This is a genomic window from Pseudomonas sp. GM18, assembly GCF_000282195.1.
Taxonomy (GTDB): Bacteria; Pseudomonadota; Gammaproteobacteria; order Pseudomonadales; family Pseudomonadaceae; genus Aquipseudomonas.
This window is the reverse complement of record NZ_AKJT01000048.1, coordinates 1-24,041: the sequence shown is the minus strand read 5'-3', so window position 1 is coordinate 24,041 and position 24,041 is coordinate 1. Positions and strand designations below refer to the sequence as shown.

Here is a 24,041-nt window from a genome sequence, read left to right as displayed (position 1 = left end):
CGAACGCAGCCTCGCAGGCTCGGCAGCTGCTACGACCAAGTGAGCGGCACCTTCAGCGGATCGGCGTGCGGTTGAGCGGTCGTGAGATAGACTGATCAGCGGACATAGGACGTTGGGGGGCACAAGTGGCGCGAATCAGATGGACTCGCTGATCACGGCAGCAGCACGTGCGCTCGCGGCGGGTGATCCGCTCGGCGCGCTGAACCGCATCGCCTTGCGTAACGACGCACCAGCGCTCGCCCTTCGAGGCATCGCAATGGCGCAGCTGGGTGACCTTGTGCGAGCAAAGGCGCTGGTGCGAAGTGCCGTGCGTGCGTTCGGTGCGAAGGAGGCTTTGGCCCGCGCGCGGTGTGTCGTCGCCGAGGCCGAGATCGCGCTCGCCTCGCGTGACCTGAACTGGCCGGTAAAGGCACTCGACGTCGCGCGGGCGACACTTCAGGCCCACGGCGACTGGGTCAACGCCGCCCATGCGCGGTATCTCGAGATTCGCCGCTTGCTGTTGATCGGGCATCTCGACGAGGCCGAGGGCCGTCTCACCGAACTCGATCCGACGCCATTACCGCCCGCATCGAGGGCCGCCTACGAGCTGGTTCTGGCAGGCATCGCCATGCGTCGTCTGCAAACGAAGGCGGCACGCGCGGCACTTGATCGGGCCGAGCGTGCCGCGCAGCACGCAGGCATTCCGGCACTCACCGCCGAGGTCGAAAGCGCCTCGCGCATCCTCGACACACCAGCGGCGCGGCTGATTGTGGGTGGCCAGGAATGGCCGCTGTTGCTCGATGAGATTGAAGCGTTATTGGCATCCCCCACGCTGGTGGTGGACGCCTGCCGATATGTCGTGCGCGACGCAGGCTCGGTGGTTTCGCTTGCGCGGCGACCGGTGTTGTTCGCGCTCGCCCGGGCGCTGGGCGAAGCATGGCCGGGCGACGTGCCGAGGGAAACGCTGATTGCACGAGCCTTTCGAATGAAGCACGCGGATGAGTCCCATCGCGCGCGGTTGCGCGTCGAACTCGGGCGGCTGCGTGGGGCGCTGCACCTGATCGCCGACGTGGTCGCGACGCCGCGAGGGTTTGCACTGGTGCCACGGGTTGCGCCTGACGTTGTGGTGCTGGCGCGGCCTGTCGAAGAGCAGCATGCGACGCTGCTCGCTTTCCTCGCTGACGGTGAATCGTGGTCAAGTTCAGCCCTGGCGTTGGCGCTCGGTGCCAGTCAGCGCACCGTGCAACGAGCCCTCGACACGTTGGCGGCTGCCGACAAGGTGCAGTCGTTCGGCCACGGCCGGGCCCGTCGCTGGATGACCCCGCCGGTCCCGGGATTCGCGACGGGATTGTTACTCACGGCGTTGCTGCCCAGTGATTAGCATCCTCTTCACTACCCCAGTGAACGCAGTCAGTAAACGAGGAGCAAGAGATGAAACATTCAACTGCCGAAATCATCCGCGAATACGGGCCTTTTCCAGGCATCGACCATGTGCACGGCGTCACCCATGACGGTCAGCGTGTCTGGTTTGCCTCCGGCGACAAACTCAACGCCCTGGACCCGGCGAGCGGCAAGACCCTGCGCTCGATCGATGTCGCCGCCCATGCCGGCACCGCCTTCGATGGCCAGCACCTGTTTCAGATCGCCGAGGATCGCATCCAGAAAATCGACCCGCAGACCGGCCGCGTGCTCTCCACCATTCCCGCGCCCGGTGGCGGTGGCGACTCGGGGCTGGCATGGGCCGAAGGCACGCTCTGGGTCGGTGAGTATCGCGAGCGCAAGATCCATCAGGTCGATCCCCAGACCGGGGCGGTGCTGCGCACCCTTGAATCCAATCGCTTTGTCACCGGGGTGACCTGGGTCGAGGGCGATCTGTGGCACGGCACCTGGGAGGGTGATGAGAGCGAGCTGCGCCGAGTCGATCCGGCCACGGGCGAGGTTCTGGAGAGCGTCCAGATGCCGGCTGGCGTCGGCGTGTCGGGGCTTGAGTTCGATGGCCACGACCGGTTTTTCTGTGGCGGCGGCAACAGCGGGAAGGTGAGGGCCGTGCGCCGGCCTGAATGAAAGGCTGCGACTATAAAACGGCTTTGTATCAGAGTTCTTGCAGAGCCAGCGAGTGTGACTGCCGCCGTTCGAGGACGGTTTGGGGCCGTGTCCTACGGGGAAAACCCGGAAATAGCCGATTGGGCCGGCCCCTGAAATGACTGTGGAATATGAGTCATTTACGATACAACCATTACCCATTCTTTACATTGGATCGGTGCTCAAAGCCCGGTAAACACTGTCTGAAAGGGCGAGAAAGGATGTTTTTCTCGCCTAAACAGAGAGTGAAGCAATGATGTTGAAAAGAGTTGTAAAAACGGCGGTGGTATTTGCCTTGTTGTCGTCCCTGTCGGGCTGCTGGATGTTCTTCCCTCCGGGTGGTGGTGGTGGTGGTGGTGGTGGTGGTGGTTTCGGCCATCCTGGAGGTTTCGGTGGTGGTCCCGGTGGTGGCCCACGCTGACCAGCCATCAGCCAGTATTACCCAGCCTGTCAGAAGGTGAACGCTTGCGCCGACCATGATGGACGCTGAGTCATCTCGGTCTCCAGCAGATGCTCAACCAGCACATCATTCAAAAAGCGGAACTGATCGTTGAGCCCGACCACTTCGTTACTGAAGTGGTTGGTGGCTGCTGGCATCAGCAAGGTTTCGAATTGCTTGTCGAACACCAGCGCGACGGCTTTGCGAGAGACGACCTGCTGCGAATAGTAGTTGCTGCCGAACACCGGAAAGCTGAACGCAAGGCTGACGGAATAAATCATGATGGACCCCTCCGATGCGGGGGTGGTTGGCGATGAGTTGATCCTGCGCCTGACGGTTTTTTTGCGGAAGGCATTCGCGGCGATGGTGAATATCGACGTGGATGATGGTGGCGTTCTTCGGTGGTCTTGCTGGCCTCTTCGCGAGCCTGCTCGCGAAGGTATTTTTGAGGGCGCCACCACGCTTCCTGACGGACGGCCCCCGGCCCCGATCTATACTCAAATCAACATGCTTTTACGCGTCGAACGCTCCGTTCGACGCAGACTGTAGGACACTGCGATCTTGAACCTGCGTTCGCTGATCGTCGCTGTGTTGGTGGTACTGGCGGGATGCGTAACGACTGCGCGTGCCCCGGTAGCCGTGGCGCCGGTAGTGGTTTCCCAGAACACCTGGCAGCAGGTGGACCAGGAAATTGTCGCGGCTTCGCAGCAGGCCACCGAACAGGCCAGGGTGTATGCCCGCGGATCCATGGAGCATTGGCGCACGCGGGTTTACGAACAGACCGAAGAAGTCTTCATTCCGTGGTTCAGCAGCTATTGGACCCAGGAATGGCTGTCGATGAAGGTCAGCTGGTACACCATCAGTGCCGGGGGCGAGCAGGATGCCTCGGCCAAACGCCTGGCGGCCTATCTGTTGGAACAATATCACCAGAAAGTGCTGGACCCTGTGGCGGTGGAGATCGATCCCGACGAGATCCTCGGGCAGGCGACAGCGTTTTACGTGCAGCAACTCGGCCAGCAACTTCAGGTCATCTCCCAGCGTCATGGCGTGCCGATGGCGCAGCTCAACGAGCGTATCCGCAAAATTCCGGCGATTTCGCTGGGCCCGCCGCCCGCCCGTGACGCGTCGCTGTATCAGGTGGTGCACAGTGAATCGCTGACTACGTTGCCGGCCTACGCGGCGTTGATCGACAAGATCCACACGGCAGGCGGTGAGAAGGGCATTGCCTCGACGGACGCCGGCATGACGCCGGTGGCCAAACGCGCGAGCAAGCGAATGGAAGCCGAAATGGCCCCACGAGGCGCGGCCGGTGCCGTGGCGGCTGCGGCGGGGAAACTGGCCGGGGCGTTGATTTCCCTGGGAGTGGCGGGGGCGCGCGTGATTATTCAGGCCAACGACCGACCCGATAGCGAGGCGCTGATCCGCAGCAGCCTGGGCGATTCATTCGACAAGGCGTGGCTGAAGCTGGTGCAAAACCCTACCACCGGCGTCATGGCCGGAACGCTGTACATGGCCGGGCAAATCGAAGGCAGTCTCGCCCAGCCCCTGGCCCAGCCTGTCGCACAGCCCGTCGAACCGTCGGTCGGCTTGGGTGCGGGATCTGTCGATTGGAGCCACGCTGGATCGACTACCCAGCAGATCAACCCATAACCCGAGGAGAACGATCATGGCTTACGTTGATGGCTTCGTCGCAGCAGTACCCAAGGCCAACCGCGAAAAATTCAAGAAACACGCGGAGTCCGCCGCTGCGATTTTCAAGGAAAACGGCGCGCTTAGCCTCGCCGAATGCTGGGGCGACGACGTGCCTGATGGCAAAGTGACGTCGTTTCCCATGGCGGTAAAACTCAAGGAAGACGAAACCGTGGTGTTTTCCTGGATCGTCTGGCCGGACAAGGCCACCCGCGACACCGGCATGGCGAAACTGATGAGCGATCCGCGGATGCAACCGGACGTCAATCCAATGCCGTTCGACGGCCAGCGGGCGATTTTTGGCGGTTTCGAGATGCTCGTCAAAGCCTGAAGACGCGGCAGGATCACTCCGGCGTCGGGGTGGTCCTGCAGCTTTTGCGGTTACGAATTTCGCTGTCCGACGGCCGCTCCTTGATGAATTCGAAGCGCGGTTCGCCTTCGTTGTAATGAACCAGCCAGCCCCATTCCAATTCGGACTCATCCTGGCCGGGCTTCGGTGGCACGGCCCACCATGGCTCTTTGCTGATGACCTGACGCATGGCGTCCTCCCGTCGATTCGGTTGCTTCAACTATAACGCGCATGCCGGCAGGTGCCAGAAATGCACTTGCTGGCGTGGTATCCCTTTGTAAAATCAGAGGGTCCCCAAGCATTGAGGTGCCAGACATGAGCGATGAAACCCGCGAGCCGTTCAAACGGCTGTTTTTCGCCCTGAACTGCGCCCCCGAACAACGCCGGGCTATCGCCCAATGGCGCAGCGCGCTGGGGCTCAACGTCGGGCGTCCGGTGCCGGCGGAAAACTTTCATCTGACCCTGCTGTTTCTCGGCACGGTCGGCATGGCGCAGATCGCGGGTATCTGCAAGGCCGCCGCCAACGTCCGCACCCCCGGCGTGCCGTTGACGGTGGTGCTGGATCGGCTGGACGTCTGGCGGCGCTCCGGGGTGTTATTGCTGGCACCCGCACAAGCAGCACCAGAGTTGCTGCGCCTGGTGTATGCGCTGGAGCAGGCCATGCTGCCGTTCGGCTTTGAAGACACCCGTCGGGAATATCGTCCGCATTTGACCCTGATGCGCGATTATCGGGCGCCGGTCCCCGAATCCGCGACGCCGCCGGAGTTTTACCTGCGCGCCGATCGCTTCAGCCTGTTCGAATCCCATAAAGGCCGGTACATAGCGCTGGCCGAATGGCCGCTGGTCTCTGCATAAACGAACACAAAAAAAGGCGCCCGAGGGCGCCTGAATTCACCTTAACCGAGGAAGCCAGGTGAAGCCGTTCTTCTTAAGAGGAGTGCAGCGGTGGTAAGGCGCTGCGTGAACGGAAACGGGGAAAGCTGTAAGTGATGATCGTTCCCACGCTCCGCGTGGGAATGCAGCCCGGGACGCTCCGCGTTCCCTCCAGAGCCGCACGCGGAGCGTGGGAACGATCAGTGAGGTGGGGTTATTTACCCAACTTCACCCGCGTCCAGCCCCGAGTCATGATCCGCTGCGTGGCAATCGGCATGTCGGGAATGGCATACAACGTCGCCATCACCGCTTGCGGCGGATAAGACCCGGGGTCGTCGCGAATCGCTTCATCCACCAACGGCGTGGCCGCAGCGTTGGCGTTGCTGTAGCCGATGCTGTTGGTGACTTCGGCGATGATGTCCGGGCGCATCAGGAAGTTCATGAACAGGTAGGCGTTATCAACGTTTGCCGCGTCCCGGGGAATGGCGACCATGTCGTAAAAACTGCCGGCGCCTTCTTTCGGGATGCTGTATTCAATCTTCACCTTGTCGCCGGCTTCCTGGGCGCGGGCCTTGGCTTGCAGCACGTCGCCGGAGTAACCGACGGCGACGCAGATGTTGCCGTTGGCCAGGTCGGAGATGTATTTCGACGAATGGAAGTAGGCCACCGACGGCCGGATCTTCATGAACAGCGCTTCGGCTTCAGCGATTTGCGCCTTGTCCCGGGAGTTCACCGGGTAGCCCAGATAGTGCAGGGCAGCCGGAAGCATTTCCGTCGGCGAATCAAGGAAGCTGATGCCACAAGCCTTGAGCTTGGCGGCGTTTTCCGGTTTGAACAGCAAGTCCCAGGAATTCACCGGGGCATCAGTGCCCAGCACTTCCTTGACCTTGGCCGGGTTGAAACCGATGCCGATCGAGCCCCACATGTACGGGAAGGCGTGGCCGTTATCCGGATCGCTGGCAGAGGCGTTTTTCAGCAGCACCGGGTTGAGGTTTTTCCAGTTCGGCAGCTTCGACTTGTCCAGTTCCTGATAGACCCCAGCCTTGATTTGCTTGGCCAGGAAACTGTTGGACGGCACCACGATGTCATAGCCGGATTTACCCGCCAGCAGCCGTGCTTCAAGGGTTTCGTTACTGTCGAACACATCGTAGGTCACGCGGATGCCGGTCTCGTCTTCGAACTTTTTGACGGTGTCCGGGGCGATGTAATCCGACCAGTTGTAGACGCGCAGAACCTTGTCATTGGCCTGGGCGCCAGCGGTCATTGCGCCCAATAAGGACAGTGTCAGCAGAGTCCTGCCAAACATTTTCATCGGTACAACTCCATTTCTTGTTTTTCAAAAACGCAACGCTGTGAAACGCGACGGCCTAGGCCGTCGCTTCTACCATTTGCTTTTTCGGTTGCTGCCAGGATTCGCTGGCAGTCTGGTCCATCGCTTCCTGAATCGCCCGTTTGCGGTTGGCTTCGGCCTTGCGGCTGAAGTACCAGACCAGGAATGTCACCAGCGACACCGCCAGCAGAATCAGGCTGGCAACCGCGTTGATCTCAGGCTTCACACCCAGGCGCACCGCCGAGAACACTTCCATCGGCAGGGTGGTGGAGCCCGGGCCCGACACGAAGCTCGCCAGCACCAAATCATCGAGCGACAAGGCAAACGACATCATGCCGCCGGCCGCCAGTGACGGCGCGATCATCGGGATGGTGATCAAAAAGAACACCTTGAGCGGCCGCGCACCGAGGTCCATGGCCGCTTCTTCGATCGATAGGTCCAGCTCACGCAAACGCGCCGACACCACCACCGCCACATACGCTGCGCAGAACGTGGTGTGAGCGATCCAGATGGTGACGATGCCGCGCTCCTGCGGCCAGCCGATCATCTGCGCCATGGCCACGAACAGCAGCAACAGCGACAGACCGGTGATCACTTCCGGCATCACCAGCGGCGCGGTGACCAGACCGCCGAACAGCGTGCGGCCCTTGAAGCGCGTCACGCGGGTCAGTACGAACGCCGCCAGCGTGCCCAACGCCACCGCCGCAATCGCGGTGTAGCAGGCGATCTCCAGCGAGCGCACCACCGAGCCCATCAGTTGCGTGTTGTCGAGCAGGCCGACGTACCACTTCACCGACCAGCCGCCCCACACCGTCACCAGTTTCGAGGCGTTGAACGAGTAGATCACCAGAATCAGCATCGGCAGGTAGATAAACGACAGGCCGAGCACCAGCATCATTCGTGAAAATCCGAAACGGTTCATCCCCGTCCCTCCATCTCTTTGGCCTGGCTACGGTTGAACAGCAGAATCGGCACAATCAGGATCGCCAGCATCACCACCGCCAGGGCGGACGCCACCGGCCAGTCGCGGTTGTTGAAGAACTCCTGCCACAGCACGCGGCCGATCATCAGGGTTTCCGGGCCGCCCAACAGTTCCGGAATCACGAACTCACCGACCACCGGAATGAACACCAGCATGCAGCCGGCAATGATCCCGTTCTTGGCCAGCGGCACGGTGATTTTCCAGAAGTTGTTGAAGTTGCTCGAACCCAGGTCCGACGCGGCTTCCAGCAGGCTGCCATCGTGCTTGACCAGGTTGGCGTACAGCGGCAGCACCATGAACGGCAGGTACGCGTAAACCACTCCGATGTAGACGGCGGTGTTGGTGTTGAGGATCTCGATCGGTTGCGACGTGAGCCCGGTCCACATCAGGAACGCGTTGAGCAAACCGTTGTTGCTGAGGATGCCCATCCACGCGTACACGCGGATCAGGATCGCGGTCCAGGTCGGCATCATGATCAACAGCAGCAAGACGTTTTGCGCTTCCTTGCTGGCCTTGGTAATCGCATAAGCCATCGGGAAACCGATTACCAGGCACATCAGCGTGCTTAAAAACGCGACCTTCAACGAGCCGAAGTAAGCCGAGATGTACAGCTCATCTGCGGTCAGCAGCGAGTAGTTGCCGAGGTTCAGCAGCAGCTGGAATTTCTGCTCGGCGAAGGTGTAGATCTCTGAGTAAGGAGGAATGGCCAGCGCGGCTTCCGAGAAGCTGATCTTCATTACCAGGAAGAACGGCAACAGGAAAAACAGGCACAGCCACAGGAACGGAATGCCGATGACCAGTTTGCGGCCGCTGGGCACCAGGCGCAGGAACTGCTGATTGAAGGTTCTCATGAGCGCAGTACCACGCCGCTGCCGTCTTCCCACCACACGTAGACCTGATCGTCCCAGGTCGGACGTGCGCCACGGCGTTCGGCGTTGGCCATGAACGACTGGACGATCTTGCCGCCAGGCAGCTCCACATAAAACACCGAGTGGCCACCGAGGTAGGCGATGTCATGCACTTTGCCTTCGGACCAGTTGTAGCGGGTCTCGGGCTTGAGGGTGCTGACCAGCATTTTTTCCGGGCGGATGGCGTAGGTGATCGACTTGTCCTGCACCGAGGTGCTCACGCCGTGACCGACGTAAATCTTCTGCGCAAGGTCCGGGCTGTGAATGATCGCGTGACCTTCCAGGTCTTCCACAACGGTGCCGTCGAAGGCGTTCACGTTGCCGATGAATTCGCAGACCATGCGGCTGACCGGTGCTTCATAAATGTCCACCGGGCTGCCGATCTGGGCGATCCAGCCCAGGTGCATGATCGCGATGCGCTCGGCCATGGTCATGGCCTCTTCCTGATCGTGGGTCACCATCACGCAGGTCACGCCGACGCGCTCGATGATCTCCACCAGCTCCAGTTGCATCTGCGAACGCAGCTTTTTATCCAGTGCGCCCATCGGTTCATCGAGCAGCAACAGCTTCGGCCGCTTGGCCAACGAACGCGCCAGCGCCACACGCTGACGCTGACCGCCGGACAACTGATGCGGCTTGCGTTTGGCGTATTGGGTCATGTGCACCAGGCGCAGCATTTCTTCGACACGGGCGTCGATTTCGCTGGCGGGCAAACGGTCCTGCTTGAGGCCGAAGGCGATGTTCTGCGCCACCGTCATGTGCGGGAATAGCGCATAGGACTGGAACATCATGTTGATCGGCCGTTCGTAGGGCGGCATGTCGGTGATGTCGACACCGTCGAGCAGAATCCGTCCTTCGGTCGGGCGCTCGAAGCCGGCGAGCATGCGCAGCAGCGTCGATTTGCCCGAGCCGGAACCACCGAGCAAGGCGAAGATTTCGCCTTGATGGATCTCCAGGGACACATCGTCCACGGCGGTGGTTTCGTCGAATTTCTTGGTGACGCGGTCGACTTTCACCAGCACTTTTTTCGGTGCCTGGTGACCATCAAGAGCCTTCCTGTAGATGCTGGAGGCGTTTGCCATATGAAACTCCCAACAGGTTTCAGTCGTCGGGCCAACACGGCCTGACTTAAGAGTGGATTGCAAACCCGGGCCGGGCGATGCCATTGAATTCAACGCTTACCGCTCGGGCTTATTCGGCACCGCCGTCCTGGCTGCCTGGTCGTGCTTGTTGTTATTGCGGTTCATCTATTACGTGAGCCACCGGCGCGCAAAGGCACGCCCGCCAGACTCACGGGGGCAGTAAATCGATTGGTAATGTTTGAAGTCAGCGCGTATTACGCAGCGCCGCCCGTTGCCGGCACGCCTCGCCAAACGCCTGGAAAATACTCAAATAAGGGGGATTCGAAAGCACCTGCCATTCTGGGTGCCACTGCACACCGACGGCGAAGGTTTTGCTGTGCTCGACGGAGATCGCCTCGATCAAACCGTCCGGTGCGATCGCCTCAGCGCGCAGGCCGGGTGCGAGTCGATCGATGCCCTGACTGTGAATCGAATTGACCATGAACTCAGCAGGCAACTCCAGCGCCTCGAACACGCCCCCCGGTTGCACATTCACCGCATGGGCCGGTGCGTACTGCACCGCCAGATCCGGACTGTCCGCTTCACGGTGATCGAGCATGCCGGACAGCTCATGCACCTTCTGATGCAGGCTGCCGCCGAACGCCACGTTCATTTCCTGAAAGCCCCGGCAGATGCCGAGCACCGGAACACCGGCGGCAATCGCTGCGCGCAATAAGGGCAGGGTGGTGGCGTCCCGTTGCGGATCGTGATCCGTACCGGGAGCGCTGGCCGGGCCTTGATAGTGGAAGGGCTCCACATTCGACGGCGAGCCGGTCAGCAGCAGACCGTCCAGCTGCGCGAGCAGCGCATCGGTTTCGGTCAGATCGCCTAAGGAAGGAATGATCACCGGCAACCCCAGGGCCGCGACGCTGACAGCACGCAAATACTTGTCGCCGCTGACGTGGTAGGGGTGCAGGCCAATCTGTTTGACGCACGCAGTAACGCCGATCAATGGCTTGAATGCCATTTTTATCACCTCGAAGTTTCACACTTGAACGAGCTTTTCCGGAGCTTAGCCTCGTTGATTTTAATTAACAACTCTCATGTAAAAAATTCTAAACGCCGAGCGTCCGATACTGAGGATTTACGCGGTGAGCAAGCCTGATCTGGCACTCTGGTGCCCAAAAAAGGCCAGAAAATAAAGGTTGAAAGGCCAGATGTTCGCTATTGACTTCACTTTGCCGTTCGGGTTGACTGGCTCTCGCAAGTGAAGTGAACATAATAATTAACAGCTAATAGGTGCATCATGTCGGTCCCTCTGCGTGCCGTTCAACTCAACGAAGCAAACGCATTCCTTAAGCAACATCCTGAGGTTTTGTACGTCGACCTTCTGATTGCGGATATGAACGGCGTGGTGCGCGGCAAGCGCATCGAGCGCACCAGTCTCCACAAGGTCTACGAAAAAGGCATCAACCTGCCGGCCTCTCTATTTGCTCTGGATATCAATGGTTCGACGGTGGAAAGCACCGGCCTGGGCCTGGACATCGGCGACTCGGATCGCATCTGCTATCCCATCGCCGATACCCTCAGCATCGAGCCTTGGCAGAAGCGCCCGACTGCGCAGCTGCTGATGACCATGCACGAGCTCGAAGGCCAGCCGTTCTTTGCTGACCCGCGCGAAGTGCTGCGTCAGGTGGTGAGCAAGTTCGATGACATGGGCCTGACCATTTGCGCGGCGTTCGAGCTGGAGTTCTATCTGATCGACCAGGACAACGTGAACGGTCGTCCGCAGTCGCCACGCTCGCCGGTGTCGGGCAAACGTCCGCACTCGACGCAGGTGTACCTGATCGACGATCTGGACGAATACGTCGACTGCCTGCAAGACATCCTCGAAGGTGCGAAAGAGCAGGGCATCCCGGCTGACGCCATCGTCAAGGAAAGCGCCCCGGCGCAATTCGAAGTCAACCTGCATCACGTCTCCGACCCGATCAAGGCCTGCGACTACGCGGTGCTGCTCAAGCGTCTGGTGAAGAACATCGCCTACGACCACGAGATGGACACCACGTTTATGGCCAAGCCGTATCCGGGTCAGGCGGGCAACGGTTTGCACGTGCACATTTCGATTCTCGACAAGCAGGGCAACAACATCTTCGCCAGCGAGGATCCCGAGCAGAACGCCGCCCTGCGACATGCGATCGGCGGTGTGCTCGAGACCCTGCCGGCGCAGATGGCGTTCCTCTGCCCGAACGTCAACTCGTACCGGCGTTTCGGCGCGCAGTTCTACGTACCGAACTCGCCAAGCTGGGGCATCGACAACCGTACCGTGGCGGTGCGTGTACCCACCGGTTCGGCGGATGCCGTGCGCATCGAACACCGAGTCGCCGGCGCTGATGCCAACCCGTACCTGCTGATGGCCTCGGTGCTGGCCGGTATTCACCACGGGCTGACCAATGAAATCGAACCGGGCGCCCCGGTGGAAGGCAACAGCTACGAGCAGAACGAGCAAAGCCTGCCGAACAACCTGCGCGATGCATTGCGCGAGCTGGACGACAGCGAAGTCATGGCGCGCTACATCGACCCGCTGTACATCGACGTGTTCGTGGCGTGCAAGGAAAGCGAGCTGGCCGAGTTCGAGAACTCCATCTCCGACCTTGAATACAACTGGTACTTGCACACGGTCTGATGGGCCAATACCCGTTTCAAATGGCGGATGAATGCTCCCTGTAGGGCGTCAGCCTGACGATTACTTTTTCCTCTGCGTAGAGTCACAACCATGACAAACACTCGCAGCGACTGGGAGCAACGCTTCCAGTCCTTGACACTAGAAGGCCGCGCATTCATCGACGGCCAATACCGTCCGGCACTCAGCGGCGACACGTTCGAATGCATCAGCCCGGTCGACGGCCGCTTTCTGGCGAACATCGCCAGCACCGACGAAGCCGACGCCAATGCGGCAGTCGCCGTTGCGCGTCGTACATTCGAATCCGGTATCTGGGCGCGGTTGGCACCGGCAGAACGCAAGCGCATTTTGATTCGCTTCGCGGACTTGATCCTGGCTAACAAAGAAGAACTGGCGCTGCTGGAAACCCTCGACATGGGCAAACCCATCAGCGACTCCATGGCCATCGACATTCCAGCGGCCGCCAACGCGATCCGCTGGAGCGCCGAAGCCATCGACAAGATCTACGACGAAGTTGCCGCTACACCGCATGACCAGCTCGGTCTCATCACCCGCGAACCCGCAGGAGTGGTCGCCGCCATCGTGCCGTGGAACTTCCCGCTGATCATGGCCAGCTGGAAGTTCGCTCCAGCCCTGGCGGCAGGCAACTCGTTCATCCTCAAGCCTTCGGAAAAGTCACCACTGACGGCGATCCGCATCGCGCAACTGGCCCTCGACGCCGGCATTCCCAAAGGCGTGTTCAACGTCTTGCCGGGCTTCGGTCACACCGTCGGCAAGGCGCTGGCGTTGCACATGGACGTCGACGTGCTGGCCTTCACTGGCTCCACCGCGATTGCCAAGCAGCTGATGATCTACGCCGGGCAAAGCAACATGAAACGCGTGTGGCTGGAGGCGGGCGGCAAGAGCCCGAACGTGGTGTTTGCCGACGCGCCGGACTTGCGCGCAGCAGCACAGGCAGCGGTCAGCGCCATTGCCTTCAACCAGGGCGAAGTCTGCACCGCCGGCTCGCGGCTGCTGGTGGAGCGTTCGATCCGCGAGCAGTTCATTCCACTGCTGGTGGAAGCGCTGCAAGCCTGGAAACCGGGGCATGCCCTCGACCCGGAAACCTCCGTCGGCGCAGTCGTCGATCAGCGTCAATTGGAATCGGTGCTGCGCTACATCCAGATCGGCAAAGACCAGGGCGCGCAACTGATCGCTGGCGGCAATCGCACCCTCGAAGGCACCGGTGGCCTGTACGTGGAGCCAGCGATTTTCGACGGCGTGACCAACGCCATGACCATCGCCCGTGAAGAAATCTTCGGCCCGGTGCTGTCGCTGATCACCTTCGACACCGCGGAGGAAGCGCTGCAGATTGCCAACGACAGCATCTTCGGCCTCGCCGCCGGCGTCTGGACCAGCAACCTCAGCAAGGCGCACACCTTCGCTCGCGGCTTGCGCGCCGGCAGCGTCTGGGTCAACCAGTACGACGGCGGCGACATGACCGCGCCGTTCGGCGGGTTCAAGCAGTCGGGTAATGGTCGGGACAAATCGCTGCATGCGTTCGACAAATACACCGAACTCAAAGCGACCTGGATCAAGCTCTAACACCTTTACAGCGGCGGTCGCGGGCACATGTCTGCGGCCTTCGGAGAAATGTATGAAACACAGCTCTACACAAAATCATGTAAACAGCTACTACGCCGCAACCCGCAACCAGACCGGCGATTACCCGGTTCTTGAAGAGCTGGTGGAATGCGACGTCTGCGTGATCGGCGCTGGCTACACCGGGCTGTCCTCGGCGCTGTTCCTCAGCGAAGCGGGCTACAGCGTCACGGTACTGGAAGCCGCCAAAGTCGGCTTCGGCGCCAGCGGTCGCAACGGCGGCCAACTGGTCAACTCCTACAGCCGCGACGTCGATGTGATCGAAGAACGCTACGGCGACAAGACTGCCGAAGTGCTCGGCAGCATGATCTTTGAAGGCGCCGACATCATCCGTTCGCGCATCAAGGAATACGACATCAAATGCGACTACCGCCCCGGCGGCATCTTCGCGGCGCTGAACAAAAAGCAACTCAACGGCCTGGCCGAGCAGAAGCGCAACTGGGAGCGCTACGGCAACAACAACCTGAAAATGCTCGACGCGGCTGACATCCAGCGCGAAGTCGGTTGCGACAACTACGTCGGCGGCCTGCTGGACATGCAGGGCGGCCACATCCACCCGCTGAACCTGGCTCTGGGTGAAGCGGCCGCGATCATTCGCCTGGGCGGCAAAATCTACGAACAATCCGCCGCCGTGGACATCACCTACGGCGAGCCGATCACCGTGCGCACCGCCAAAGGCGTGGTGCGGGCCAAGTACCTGCTGATCGCCGGCAATGCCTACCTGCCGCAAGACCTCGACAACCGCGTGACCCGCAAAAGCATGCCCTGCGGTTCGCAAATTGTCGTCACCGAGCCGTTGTCGGAGAAAGTCGCCCGCAGCCTGATCAGCAACAACTACTGCGTCGAAGACTGCAACTACCTGCTCGACTACTACCGCCTCACCGCCGATAACCGCCTGCTGTACGGCGGCGGCGTGGTGTACGGCGCCCGCGAGCCGGACGACATCGAACAACTGATCCGCCCGAAAATCCTCAAGACCTTCCCGCAACTCAAGAACGTGAAAATCGACTACCGCTGGACCGGTAACTTCCTGCTGACCATGTCGCGCATGCCGCAATTCGGCCGCATCGAGAAAAACGCCTACTACATGCAAGGCTATAGCGGCCACGGCGTCACCTGCTCGCACCTGGCCGGCAAACTGATCTCGGAAATGATCCGCGGCGACGCCGAACGCTTCGATGCTTTCGCGTCCTTGCCACACATGCCCATGCTCGGCGGCCGCACCTTCCAGGCCCCGCTCACCGCCATGGGCGCGGCGTATTACGCGCTGCGAGATCGTTTCGGCATCTGAGCCTGACGCAATTCATGTAGGAGCTGAGCTTGCTCGCGAAGACGGCCGCACAGTCGACATCTCTGTCGACTGACACACCGCCATCGCGAGCAAACTCACTCCCACAATTCCCGTACCATCGGCTTTTTTGCCAGCCGTTTATCGAACCTGCTGAGCTGCACCAACAAACGTGATTTAATACCCGCCTTCCACGGTTCCGGGACGGGAAACGGCGTAATCCGCGGCCACCAGTCGCCCGCCACCCACCCCCATTACCCCTTAAGTAGTGCTCACATAAGGCTGTCATGGACACGGGCTCACGACTCAAATTAGTACGCGAAAGCTACAAGCTGTCCCAGCGCGAGCTGGCCCGGCGTAGCGGCGTCACCAATGCCACCATCTCCCTGATCGAACAGAATCGCGTCAGTCCCTCCGTCAGCTCCCTCAAAAAACTGCTTGAAGGCATCCCCATGTCTTTGGCGGACTTCTTCACCTTCGACCAACCGCCACGCGAGCACCAATATGTGTTTCGTGCCAATGAACAGCCGGATCTCGGGCGTCATGGGTTGCGGTTGTTGCTGATTGGCGCTTCGGTGCCGAGTCGGCAGATGCGGCTGTTGCGCGAGCAATACGCACCTGGGGCGAGTTCGGGGGAAGAGCCGATTGTGCATGCTGAAGGGGAGGAGTGTGGGCTGGTTACCCGTGGCACGGTTGAGCTGACTGTTGATGGGCAGGTGAGCGTGTTGAATGCCGGGGATGGGTATTACTTTCCGACGACGTTGCCGCATCGGTTTAGGAATATTGGGGCGGATGAGGCGGAGATCATCAGCGCCAACACCCCGGCTAACTTCTGATATCGATAGCGAACATCAATCCTGTATGCCGCCCGGACACAACGTCCGGTAGCGGCTACAGGCACTTTTCAAATTAAATGGACTTTAATTGATGGCTGAACAACGCATCCGCCCCCTCGCACTCTGCATCTTTCATCATGACGGGAAGATACTGGTCAACGAAGCCTGCGACCCCATCACAAAACAGACGTTCTTCCGCCCGCTCGGAGGCGGCATCGAGTTCGGCGAAACCAGTGCCCAGGCAGTCGTGCGAGAGGTACAAGAGGAACTCGGCTTAGCCATCACTGAAGTTCGCTTGCTCGGAACGCTTGAAAGCCTCTTCACGTATGCCGGTACGCCTGGGCACGAAATAGTCCAGGTGTACGATGCGAAGTTTGTGGACGCAGACGTCTACGAATTGTCGCATTTGAACGCTCAAGAGAGTGATGGCGCTGCCTTCATGGCGAAGTGGCATGCCGGTGCAAGCTTTACTAACAAGGCGCCATTGGTTCCTGATGGACTTTTCGAACTATTGAAGAAAGTTGCATTGCTGGACTGACACCCGGAATAAAAATCCGTTTTCTTATGGCGAGTTACTGCACCCTGGATCAATCAGCGTCAGGCTGTTTGTTTCCTGGCATTGATTGATCCACGTTTATCGCGCGTCATCTCACCGAGCTACAAACCGATATCGCGCATCAGGCAGCCTTGCTGAGCAGCGCCGAAAATTTACGCTTGGCATCTTCAACGGCATCGGCGATATCACGGGCGGCGTTGCTCGATTCGGTGCGGTAGGTTTCAGTCAGGCTATGCATGTCGGTCTGAAAACTCAGGGTCGCATCGGCCAGGGCACGGACCGAGTCGACCTTGATGGTCGAGCCGTAGCTGGCCTTGACCGCTGCTTCCAGTTGCTGATTGCCGGTTGCGCCCAGGGCTTCGAGGCCTTTGCTGATACCTTCGGTGGTGGCGTTCAACGTGTGGGTGGCTTCGGCCAGACCACTATTGCTGGTGAAGGAAACGGCAAGGCCGGTCAGCACTACTTCATTGGTGGAGAAGAACGAAACCATGCGCTGATACTGGCGCTCCTTGATCACGTGCACCTGGTTGATCCGGGCGAAGACCATTTCGGCGGTGTTGTAGCCGACCTTGAGGTCGTCGGCGATGTCTTTGACGATCTGATAGCGCTTGTCTTCGTCTTGCAAGGCGCGCACGGCTTCGTCGCGTCGCAACTCCAGGGCGGCGCGCTGGGCTGGTTCCTGAGTCTCGGCGGCAGCCACTTGGGCGTTGGCGTCGTTTAGCGCCTGAGTGCGTTGCGTCAGGGTTTTGCCGGCCAGGGCGAGGACTTGCTGAGCGTCGACTTCGGCCGCTTTCATGGCCATCCGGAAGTCCATGTATGACTCCAGAATCACGGTTTCCCGGGCAATCTGATCGTTGGCCGATTTGCACACTTGCAAGTAATTTTCGCGAATGTCGTTGAAGCGATCGGGGATGGAGCCGCGGCGCAGGTTCATCCAGCCAAGCCTGAGCTTTTCCATGCTGTCGAGGCGACCGTCATCCATCCAGCCGGCCATCGCCGCGGCGTCTTCACGGATCGAAGTGAAGCTCTGGGTGATGTCCATGAAGCGCGTGGAAATGTCCATGCCTTCGATCTGCTCGCGGACCATGCTGTTGAAGGCGGTCGACTGCTGCAGCACCGAGGCGATGGAAGTGACTTTGGTCGTGTCGTATTGAGCCACCCGGTCCAGCAATACCAGTACCGGGGCATCTTGAACCGGTTGAAAGAGGTTGATGCCGATGGTGCGCAGGCCGGTGAGTGCACGTTCGAGGTAGTTGCTCATCGAGTGTCCTTTCGTGATGGTTTCAGCACAGAGTGAAATTGAGTGAGTGTGCCGTTTGGTTAATGCTGAAAAATGGCAGATTTACCGGGAGCGCTTACTGCGCAATTCCTCATTACGTGCCTTCATTGCCAGCAGCATCTGTTCGTTCTGGCGATTGGCAGCGTAGTTGATCCGCTTGGCTATCAGACCATCCAGCCAGCGCTGGATAAAGTTGTAGCTGTACTCATCAGTGCCGTAGCTGCGGTCGCGCAGGAACATATAAGCCTCGTTGTCGTGGTACGCGCTTAGTTTCTCCCGGCACTCCTGGCGGATATCTTCATAGTCCTTCGCAAGTTGCGCAGGGCTGAGTGCTGGCGCGGGGTCGCTGGTGTCTGGAGCGTGTTCGTCGGCGGTGTAGGTCATGGCATTACCCGTTCAAGATCATGTCGAAGTTGCTGGTGACCCGTTGGTGGGCGTCGGTCCGGCCGATCCAGAGCATGTATCCGGCGGCCTTCATTTTTTGGACCAGATGATTGATCTTCGCTTCAGCGGCACCCGAGTCGCCCTTTTTGAGGTCGGCGTCAATCTCATGGCTGATCCCCTCCAGTTCGTCGCGCAGGTCACTCGGGATGGTTCGGGAGTCCAGGCGACTTTTCAGTTCATTGTGGCGCCGGGTCTGGAGCGTCAGCACGCTTGTATCGAGCAAGTCGTTATTAAGATCTCGATAGGCGAAGAACGCATCCTGATAGCCGGTGTCGTTGTCGATTCGAGCAAGCTGCTGTTCGAGGAGGGCCAGCCGTTGGTACAGATCGGCGGATTGCGCAATGGCGGCTGCCCGATTCGGGTCTTGCTGAGTTTCTTTGATTCCCTGACGCATCCAGATAATCCCGCCGGCAAACCTCAGGTCTTCTTTGACTTGGGGAAGGGCATGCCAGAATGCGTCTTGCGCGTTCCTGAGCGCTATCACCCGTTGTTCGATCGCATCCACGTTGTCACGATTGATCGGTTCGCTCGTACCGATGTCGCTGAGCTCAATTTCAGCGGGCAGTGCTTGCTGTACGCGCTTGAGTAGCCGACTGACATTTGCGTCCTGCAGTTCGGCGTTGCTTTGCTGCAAGGTTTCGAGCTTTTTACGTTGCACCTCCAACTCTCTGTTCACATCAGAACCGAGTTGGCTGAGCCTGTATGCCTCGCGATTGATCTCCGGCACTTTTACCTGATAACTCGCGAACTTGACGAGGGGCGCGAACGCCAGGCTGAGTCCCAGTACCACGGCCAGCAAGAATATACGTCGGCCGGAGAACCATGGCTCGGCACTCTGGGTGCCCCATCCGCGATTGATCAAGGTGTTGACCAGCCAGGCGTTGAAATCGCTGAGCGTCGGCGCCTCGAATTTCAAGCGATGAGCGAAGAACTGGCGCACGCCTTGCTCGATCAAATCATCGTCGAAGGTGATGTCATGGCTCTGGTAATAGACACGGATGCGCTCGGCAATGTCAGCGCGGCGCCGAGGCAGGTCGAGGTGTTCCTGGACCTGCTTCTGCTCATGACGAAGCTCGTCGACGAATGCCATCGCTGTCAGCTGTTCGGAGAGTGGAATGTGGCTCATCGGGTGTCCTTTCTTGATATTCTCAGTACAGCGTGACGCGACCGGGCCTTACCGGGTCCAGTAACCGGCGGCTTTGAGTTGTTTGGTCAAATGACTGATTTTCTTCTCGGCAGCGTCTGAGTCGCCCTTTTTGAGCTCGGCATCAATCTCGCGCATCTTCACCTGCAATTCCTCACGAATTTCCTCCGGGACGGACTTTTCGGCCAGACGGGTTTTCAGCTCGTAAGCACGCTGGGACTGTAGCTCAAGCAAATCTTTGTCCGGCCACAGATCACTGCTGAGTTCACGGTAAGTGGAGGACGCATCCATGTGGCTATCAAAGCTGTTGACGTGTTTCAACTGCTGATCAAGCTCGGCCAGACGTCCATCCAGATCGCTGAATTGCGCAAGGGCGGCTGCCCGTCTCGGATCTTGCAGCATCTCCTTGACGCCTTGGCGAATCTCAAGGATCCCGCGGGCATATTTGATGTCTGTTTCGGCACTGTAAAGGGCACGGTTGAGCGCGTTTTTTTCTGCCTTGAGCGCATTGACCTGTGGTTCGATGACAGCCACGTTGGCTCGGCTGACCGGCTCGGAAGCACCAATTTCTGTGCGGACATCGCTAATAGGCATCGCTTTTTGCGCACGCTCAAGTAGTTGGCTTGCATACGCGTCAGGCTGTTGCACATTACTGTTCTGAAGAGCAATCAGCGCTCTGCGCTGCTTATCGATTTCCTTGTACAGGTCTCTACGTTCACTACGCACTTCGGCTGCGGCGCGGGCGACCTCACGGATCTTGTCATCACTGTAGAAGATGGCTCCAAAGTGCGGGTTCTGCGAAAAGGCGCCCATCACGAAGGCCACCATGAAAGCTGCCAGGAACATCGCAATGAACCCACTCCAAAACCGCATCTTTGAACGGTGAGTGAGCGTCTTGACCAGCCAGGCGTCGAAGCCGTTGAGCGGTGGCGCTTCGAACATCAAACGATGGGCGAAGACCTGACGAACACCTTGCTCGATCAGGTCATCGTCAAAAGCGATATTGTTGCTCAGGTAATAGGCGCGAATACGCTCAGCGATCTCAGCGCGGCGCCTCGGCAGATCGAGGTGTTCCTGGACCTGTTTTTGCTGATGACGCAGCTCGTCGACAAAGGCCATCGCCCTCAATTGTTCGGAGAGTGGAATGCTGCTCATCGGGTGTCCTTTCCAGATTGGGGCGTGGTGCGAGGTGGCGCGCGCCGCAGAGTATACCGAAGCAAAAAAGCGAAAATACCCGCTTCATGCAACAGGCTCGGAAAGGCACGCGACGGGGTTAACCGACGGCAGTTTTATCGTCCCTTGTCGGTGCGACATTCAACTAATGCTCCAAGGATTTGCACTGATTGCGCAGACCGTCGTCCTTGATATTTTGGCAACCTCCCCAGCCTTGCTTTGCCTTGCAATAGTTACGCTGGTCATCGTTGCTGATGTTGTCGCAACTTGCGTATACGTAGCCACTGAACATCAGCAACGCTGCGAGGATTAGTCTCATTGCACACTTCCGTGATATGCCAGGAAACAGCCTGACGCTGGTTGCTCCACCGATTTGATGTCGTGATGAGCCATCGTATCGACATCATTTTGTAGAAAAGTTCCAGGAGCGACAAGGGCCGCCATCATTGTGTGAGTATCACGCCAAAATGGCCGAGCGCCGATATCGACTTGAACGGGAGCATCGACACCGAGCAATGGCATCGAGACAGATGAGGGCTGCCTGGATCACCGCGGAGTGATCTAGCGAAGCCATAGGCTGAAAAACCCGCAATAACGCGGGTTTTTTTACGGCTCAAATCTGGTTACTGCCCCTTAGGCGTATCAAACCCCCGCTGCTCAATCACCCGAAACACATCGCTCACATCCTGAACCATGATCCGCGCGATGTTGGTGACGGTATTGATGTCGTTCTCGGCGTAGTCGGGGAGGCTGGTGCAGGCCATGAGGTTGAGGTATTTGAGGACGGCGTTGAGGCGCTCGCTGAGGCAGCTGTGGAGTTCGCGTATCGGGGCATCGGCGTCGATGAGGAGGACGGGGTGGTCGGTGGCGAAGTGGGACATGGGGGTGTAGTGGCGGAGCGGGGTATTCGTGCTCATAAGTAAATCTTCCTCGTATCTATAAGAAGAGCTACTGCCGTTCGCTGCGAAACGAATGGGTGGTAGCTATGTGCGGGTTCGCAGACCGAGGATACGAGGAACCCGGCAGACCCGAAGGTCTCCCACACACAGCCACCATAAAACGGAGTCGGGCGCGTTTGTGCGACCGTTGCTGGTTATGGGGTGCAAGGTTACTACACGTATCGTCAGGGCTGCGAAACCCTATCGCTGAATTCGTTCAGCGACAGACCCACTCTAGGCATCGATTTGAGTAGCAGCAACCGGGCTGTAGGACGCCCGGATGGTCATTTTGGCGAGGTGGTCTTCCCCGTTCTGTGGCATGAACGCAGTAAAACCGGGCATCGTGGTGTGTCTGAGGAAACGGGCTAGCCGGGTTTGGGGCTGCTTCGCGGCCCAGCGGGAGCAAGCTCCCTCGCCATAAACGGTTATTTCCTACGGGATTTGCAGAATTCAAAATCCTGGCTTCGTGGCAATTTTTCAGAGGTAACAATGGACGCATGGACACTGCATTGGCTGGAAGCCTCGGGGAGCCTTGCCGAACTTCGCTCCGATTTGATCGGTGAGTTTGACGCCGCTTACAAGACGGTCTCTCGTCTGATTCCACCTCCGCGACTTGATGTGTTGATTCAGAGGCTCCCTGGCGAGACTATTCCTGAAATGGGCCTCTTGGGCCGAGCTTATCGAAGCACTATATTCTCGATGACCCTTGATCCCGATAATCCGAATTTGTTGCCAAGCCTGCGCACAGGCACGCTGCATCGGCAAATCGTCCATGAGGTCCATCATTGTTTGCGCATTGCGGGGCCTGGTTACGGTTGGACGTTAGGTGAAGCCTTGGTCAGCGAGGGACTTGCCGGACAGTTCGTCCGACATTTGCTTGGCAAGCGACCCAGAGCCCTGGGAGAGCGCCGTTACCCGCGCCGATCTTCTTCGTTCCCCGGTAGACCTGAAGACCCTTGAGTCCACGAACTACAATCACGGCGAGTGGTTCTTCGGTTTTGGTGCTTACCCAAAATGGCTTGGCTATACGCTCGGTTATCAAATGGTTGGGCGCTGGCTTGCGTCAGTTGGCGAAATCGATGCTTCAACCTGGATCAACGTACCCGCACAAACTATTGTCGCCTCAGCGCTTGAGGAAGGCATTGTGTTGCTCAAGCCCAACGACCGTTAAGGTTTTCACGAAAAAAGGTGACAGACCTATTTGATAAATAGATCCGTCACCTTTCCGCAGCACGAGCTGGCCCGGCGTAGCGGCGTCACCAATGCCACCATCTCCCTGATCGAACAGAATCGCGTCCGTCCCTCCGTCAGCTCCCTCAAAAAACTGCTCGAAGGCATTCCCATGCGCATTATTCAAAGTGTGCGCAATCCGAGTAGGAGATGGCGAAGCCTGCGATCTTTTGATCTTGCCGTTGAGCTCTCGGCTTTTTCTCTGGTGATTACAGCGCCTTGGTGTTGTAAGCATTTTTCTACACCACATCAGGAAATGTCCTGCGCTCTCGTCGGAAGCGCCCGATTTAGCCATTACAAGTCGTCCCTTAACCTTCTCGAACGGATCCATTCATTGACGCCAAAATAGTGGCCATCTAATATCGTGCCACTAATGTGCCATCACTCTCCATCTCGAGGGATCGAACATGTACCCACCCGCCCTCGTGGCGAGGTTGTGCCTGGCTTTGCTGTGCCTTTCTCCGCTTAATCTTGCTCACGCTGCCCCCACCCCCGGTGAAACCGATCTGATCCGCGAACGTCAGGACCGCTTGCTCGACGAGCAGCGTCGGCGTCTCGAAGAGCTCAAGGAATTACCCGGCAAGGCAGCCAAACCCACGCCACCGACGGCCCCGGTTGACACCCGTTGTTTCCCCATCAAGGACATCGAGCTCAAAGGCGCCGACAGTCTCTCGGACCGCGAGAAAGATCGCCTGCTCAAGCCCTACATCGGTCAGTGCCTGGGTGTCACGCAGCTCAACGAGCTGCTGAAAGTCATCACCGATCTGTACATCGAGAAAGGCCTGGTCACCAGCCGTGCCTACTTGCCACAGCAGGATTTGTCCGGCGGGCATCTGAAGGTGCTGGTGGTCGAGGGCCGGCTTGAAGGGTTGAAGGGCGCGGAGGGCAGCAAACTGTCGGACCGCGAATTGGGGATGGCTTTTCCTGGCAAGAGTGGGGAACTGGTCAACCTGCGGGAAATCGAGCAGATGGTGGATCAACTGAACCGCTTGCCGTCGAATCAGGCGCAGATGGAGTTGTCTCCGGGCAAGAACGTCGGCGGCAGTGAAGTGCTGGTCAAGAACACGCCGCAGAAGCCGTGGCGTGCCGGGTTGTCGCGCAGTAATGACGGCCAGCGCAGCACCGGCGAGCAGCAGTGGG

28 protein-coding genes and 1 pseudogene are annotated in these 24,041 nt (G+C 59.1%); 16 read left to right on the top strand and 13 right to left on the bottom strand.

Features of this window, described 5'->3' with window-relative positions; translation table 11 throughout:
* Positions 1-139: 139 nt before the first annotated feature.
* The 3 genes from PMI21_RS13225 (at position 140) to PMI21_RS29715 (ending at position 2,482) form a co-directional block, all read left to right on the top strand.
* Positions 140-1,360 (top strand): hypothetical protein, encoded by a 1,221-nt coding sequence (locus tag PMI21_RS13225; RefSeq protein ID WP_033064019.1) that lies wholly within the window; start codon positions 140-142, stop codon positions 1,358-1,360.
* 50 nt (positions 1,361-1,410) lie between these two features.
* The gene (locus PMI21_RS13230) at positions 1,411-2,043 is read left to right on the top strand and encodes a Vgb family protein (protein ID WP_007938786.1); all 633 of its coding nucleotides are present in this window, start codon (positions 1,411-1,413) and stop codon (positions 2,041-2,043) included.
* 271 nt (positions 2,044-2,314) lie between these two features.
* Entirely contained in the window at positions 2,315-2,482 is a 168-nt protein-coding gene (locus PMI21_RS29715) for a hypothetical protein (protein ID WP_157214313.1), read from the top strand.
* Positions 2,483-2,511: 29 nt separating this feature from the next.
* On the opposite strand, the gene PMI21_RS13235 is transcribed toward PMI21_RS29715, so the two are convergent.
* Positions 2,512-2,781, bottom strand: coding sequence for a hypothetical protein (locus tag PMI21_RS13235; RefSeq protein ID WP_007938785.1), 270 nt, complete (start codon positions 2,779-2,781; stop codon positions 2,512-2,514).
* On the opposite strand from PMI21_RS13235, the gene PMI21_RS0128140 reads away from it, so the two are divergent.
* The 3 genes from PMI21_RS0128140 to PMI21_RS13245 are packed head-to-tail and all read left to right on the top strand — an operon-like array spanning position 2,780 to position 4,520.
* Complete coding sequence (locus PMI21_RS0128140) at positions 2,780-3,049, top strand: hypothetical protein (protein ID WP_033064018.1); 270 nt, start codon at positions 2,780-2,782, stop codon at positions 3,047-3,049. The two genes, PMI21_RS13235 and PMI21_RS0128140, sit on opposite strands and share 2 nt — an antisense overlap.
* Before the next feature lie 12 nt (positions 3,050-3,061).
* Positions 3,062-4,150 (top strand): hypothetical protein, encoded by a 1,089-nt coding sequence (locus tag PMI21_RS13240; protein ID WP_007938784.1) that lies wholly within the window; start codon positions 3,062-3,064, stop codon positions 4,148-4,150.
* A gap of 16 nt (positions 4,151-4,166) precedes the next feature.
* Entirely contained in the window at positions 4,167-4,520 is a 354-nt protein-coding gene (locus PMI21_RS13245; protein WP_007938783.1) for a DUF1428 domain-containing protein, read from the top strand.
* Positions 4,521-4,533: 13 nt separating this feature from the next.
* Here the strand turns inward: PMI21_RS13245 and PMI21_RS13250 are convergent, their stop codons facing one another.
* Entirely contained in the window at positions 4,534-4,728 is a 195-nt protein-coding gene (locus PMI21_RS13250; RefSeq protein WP_007938782.1) for a hypothetical protein, read from the bottom strand.
* Positions 4,729-4,853: 125 nt separating this feature from the next.
* Between PMI21_RS13250 and thpR the strand changes: the two genes are divergently transcribed.
* A complete protein-coding gene (gene thpR, locus PMI21_RS13255) occupies positions 4,854-5,393 on the top strand; it encodes an RNA 2',3'-cyclic phosphodiesterase (protein WP_007938781.1) in 540 nt (179 codons plus the stop codon).
* Positions 5,394-5,625: 232 nt separating this feature from the next.
* Here the strand turns inward: thpR and PMI21_RS13260 are convergent, their stop codons facing one another.
* The 5 genes from PMI21_RS13260 to PMI21_RS13280 all read right to left on the bottom strand — a co-directional run bounded on the left by PMI21_RS13260 (position 5,626) and on the right by PMI21_RS13280 (position 10,719).
* A complete protein-coding gene (locus PMI21_RS13260) occupies positions 5,626-6,723 on the bottom strand; it encodes a polyamine ABC transporter substrate-binding protein (RefSeq protein ID WP_007938780.1) in 1,098 nt (365 codons plus the stop codon).
* A gap of 55 nt (positions 6,724-6,778) precedes the next feature.
* Entirely contained in the window at positions 6,779-7,663 is an 885-nt protein-coding gene (locus tag PMI21_RS13265; RefSeq protein WP_007938779.1) for an ABC transporter permease subunit, read from the bottom strand.
* Positions 7,660-8,541: an ABC transporter permease subunit gene (locus PMI21_RS13270; RefSeq protein WP_177318290.1), complete on the bottom strand. Its 882-nt coding sequence runs from the start codon at positions 8,539-8,541 to the stop codon at positions 7,660-7,662. Before PMI21_RS13270 ends, PMI21_RS13265 begins: the two co-directional genes overlap by 4 nt.
* 29 nt (positions 8,542-8,570) lie before the next feature.
* Positions 8,571-9,713, bottom strand: a complete 1,143-nt coding sequence (gene potA / locus PMI21_RS13275; RefSeq protein ID WP_007938777.1) for a polyamine ABC transporter ATP-binding protein — start codon at positions 9,711-9,713, stop codon at positions 8,571-8,573.
* Positions 9,714-9,957: 244 nt separating this feature from the next.
* Complete coding sequence (locus tag PMI21_RS13280) at positions 9,958-10,719, bottom strand: gamma-glutamyl-gamma-aminobutyrate hydrolase family protein (RefSeq protein ID WP_007938776.1); 762 nt, start codon at positions 10,717-10,719, stop codon at positions 9,958-9,960.
* Positions 10,720-10,998: 279 nt separating this feature from the next.
* On the opposite strand from PMI21_RS13280, the gene PMI21_RS13285 reads away from it, so the two are divergent.
* The 5 genes from PMI21_RS13285 (at position 10,999) to PMI21_RS13305 (ending at position 16,675) form a co-directional block, all read left to right on the top strand.
* Positions 10,999-12,375 (top strand): glutamine synthetase family protein, encoded by a 1,377-nt coding sequence (locus PMI21_RS13285; protein ID WP_007938775.1) that lies wholly within the window; start codon positions 10,999-11,001, stop codon positions 12,373-12,375.
* A 90-nt stretch (positions 12,376-12,465) separates the two neighbouring features.
* The gene (locus PMI21_RS13290) at positions 12,466-13,956 is read left to right on the top strand and encodes an aldehyde dehydrogenase (RefSeq protein WP_007938774.1); all 1,491 of its coding nucleotides are present in this window, start codon (positions 12,466-12,468) and stop codon (positions 13,954-13,956) included.
* A gap of 52 nt (positions 13,957-14,008) precedes the next feature.
* Positions 14,009-15,304 carry an NAD(P)/FAD-dependent oxidoreductase gene (locus PMI21_RS13295; protein WP_007938773.1) on the top strand — a complete coding sequence of 432 codons (1,296 nt, stop codon included), beginning with the start codon at positions 14,009-14,011 and terminating at the stop codon, positions 15,302-15,304.
* Positions 15,305-15,588: 284 nt separating this feature from the next.
* Positions 15,589-16,137: a cupin domain-containing protein gene (locus PMI21_RS13300; protein ID WP_007938772.1), complete on the top strand. Its 549-nt coding sequence runs from the start codon at positions 15,589-15,591 to the stop codon at positions 16,135-16,137.
* Positions 16,138-16,228: 91 nt separating this feature from the next.
* Positions 16,229-16,675: an NUDIX hydrolase gene (locus PMI21_RS13305; RefSeq protein ID WP_007938771.1), complete on the top strand. Its 447-nt coding sequence runs from the start codon at positions 16,229-16,231 to the stop codon at positions 16,673-16,675.
* A 139-nt stretch (positions 16,676-16,814) separates the two neighbouring features.
* Here PMI21_RS13305 and PMI21_RS13310 read toward each other — a convergent pair whose 3' ends face one another.
* The 6 genes from PMI21_RS13310 to PMI21_RS13320 all read right to left on the bottom strand — a co-directional run bounded on the left by PMI21_RS13310 (position 16,815) and on the right by PMI21_RS13320 (position 21,650).
* Entirely contained in the window at positions 16,815-17,954 is a 1,140-nt protein-coding gene (locus tag PMI21_RS13310; RefSeq protein WP_007938769.1) for a hypothetical protein, read from the bottom strand.
* Between the two features lie 81 nt (positions 17,955-18,035).
* Positions 18,036-18,356, bottom strand: coding sequence for a hypothetical protein (locus tag PMI21_RS13315; protein ID WP_007938768.1), 321 nt, complete (start codon positions 18,354-18,356; stop codon positions 18,036-18,038).
* 4 nt (positions 18,357-18,360) lie between these two features.
* The gene (locus tag PMI21_RS28450) at positions 18,361-19,506 is read right to left on the bottom strand and encodes a DUF6384 family protein (protein ID WP_238541219.1); all 1,146 of its coding nucleotides are present in this window, start codon (positions 19,504-19,506) and stop codon (positions 18,361-18,363) included.
* 84 nt (positions 19,507-19,590) lie between these two features.
* The gene (locus PMI21_RS28445) at positions 19,591-20,715 is read right to left on the bottom strand and encodes a DUF6384 family protein (protein ID WP_007938766.1); all 1,125 of its coding nucleotides are present in this window, start codon (positions 20,713-20,715) and stop codon (positions 19,591-19,593) included.
* 163 nt (positions 20,716-20,878) lie between these two features.
* Complete coding sequence (locus PMI21_RS29710) at positions 20,879-21,052, bottom strand: hypothetical protein (protein ID WP_007938765.1); 174 nt, start codon at positions 21,050-21,052, stop codon at positions 20,879-20,881.
* A 304-nt stretch (positions 21,053-21,356) separates the two neighbouring features.
* Positions 21,357-21,650, bottom strand: a complete 294-nt coding sequence (locus PMI21_RS13320; RefSeq protein WP_007938764.1) for a hypothetical protein — start codon at positions 21,648-21,650, stop codon at positions 21,357-21,359.
* Between the two features lie 510 nt (positions 21,651-22,160).
* On the opposite strand from PMI21_RS13320, the gene PMI21_RS30050 reads away from it, so the two are divergent.
* The 4 genes and pseudogenes from PMI21_RS30050 to PMI21_RS13325 form a co-directional block, all read left to right on the top strand.
* Positions 22,161-22,631 (top strand): DUF2268 domain-containing putative Zn-dependent protease, encoded by a 471-nt coding sequence (locus PMI21_RS30050; protein WP_007938763.1) that lies wholly within the window; start codon positions 22,161-22,163, stop codon positions 22,629-22,631.
* Complete coding sequence (locus tag PMI21_RS28935; RefSeq protein ID WP_274517588.1) at positions 22,522-22,842, top strand: DUF2268 domain-containing putative Zn-dependent protease; 321 nt, start codon at positions 22,522-22,524, stop codon at positions 22,840-22,842. Before PMI21_RS30050 ends, PMI21_RS28935 begins: the two co-directional genes overlap by 110 nt.
* A gap of 30 nt (positions 22,843-22,872) precedes the next feature.
* Positions 22,873-23,022: pseudogene (locus PMI21_RS29510) on the top strand (helix-turn-helix domain-containing protein); the annotation flags it as partial.
* Positions 23,023-23,308: 286 nt separating this feature from the next.
* On the top strand, positions 23,309-24,041 hold a 733-nt coding region (locus PMI21_RS13325), incomplete at its 3' end, for a ShlB/FhaC/HecB family hemolysin secretion/activation protein (protein ID WP_007938761.1).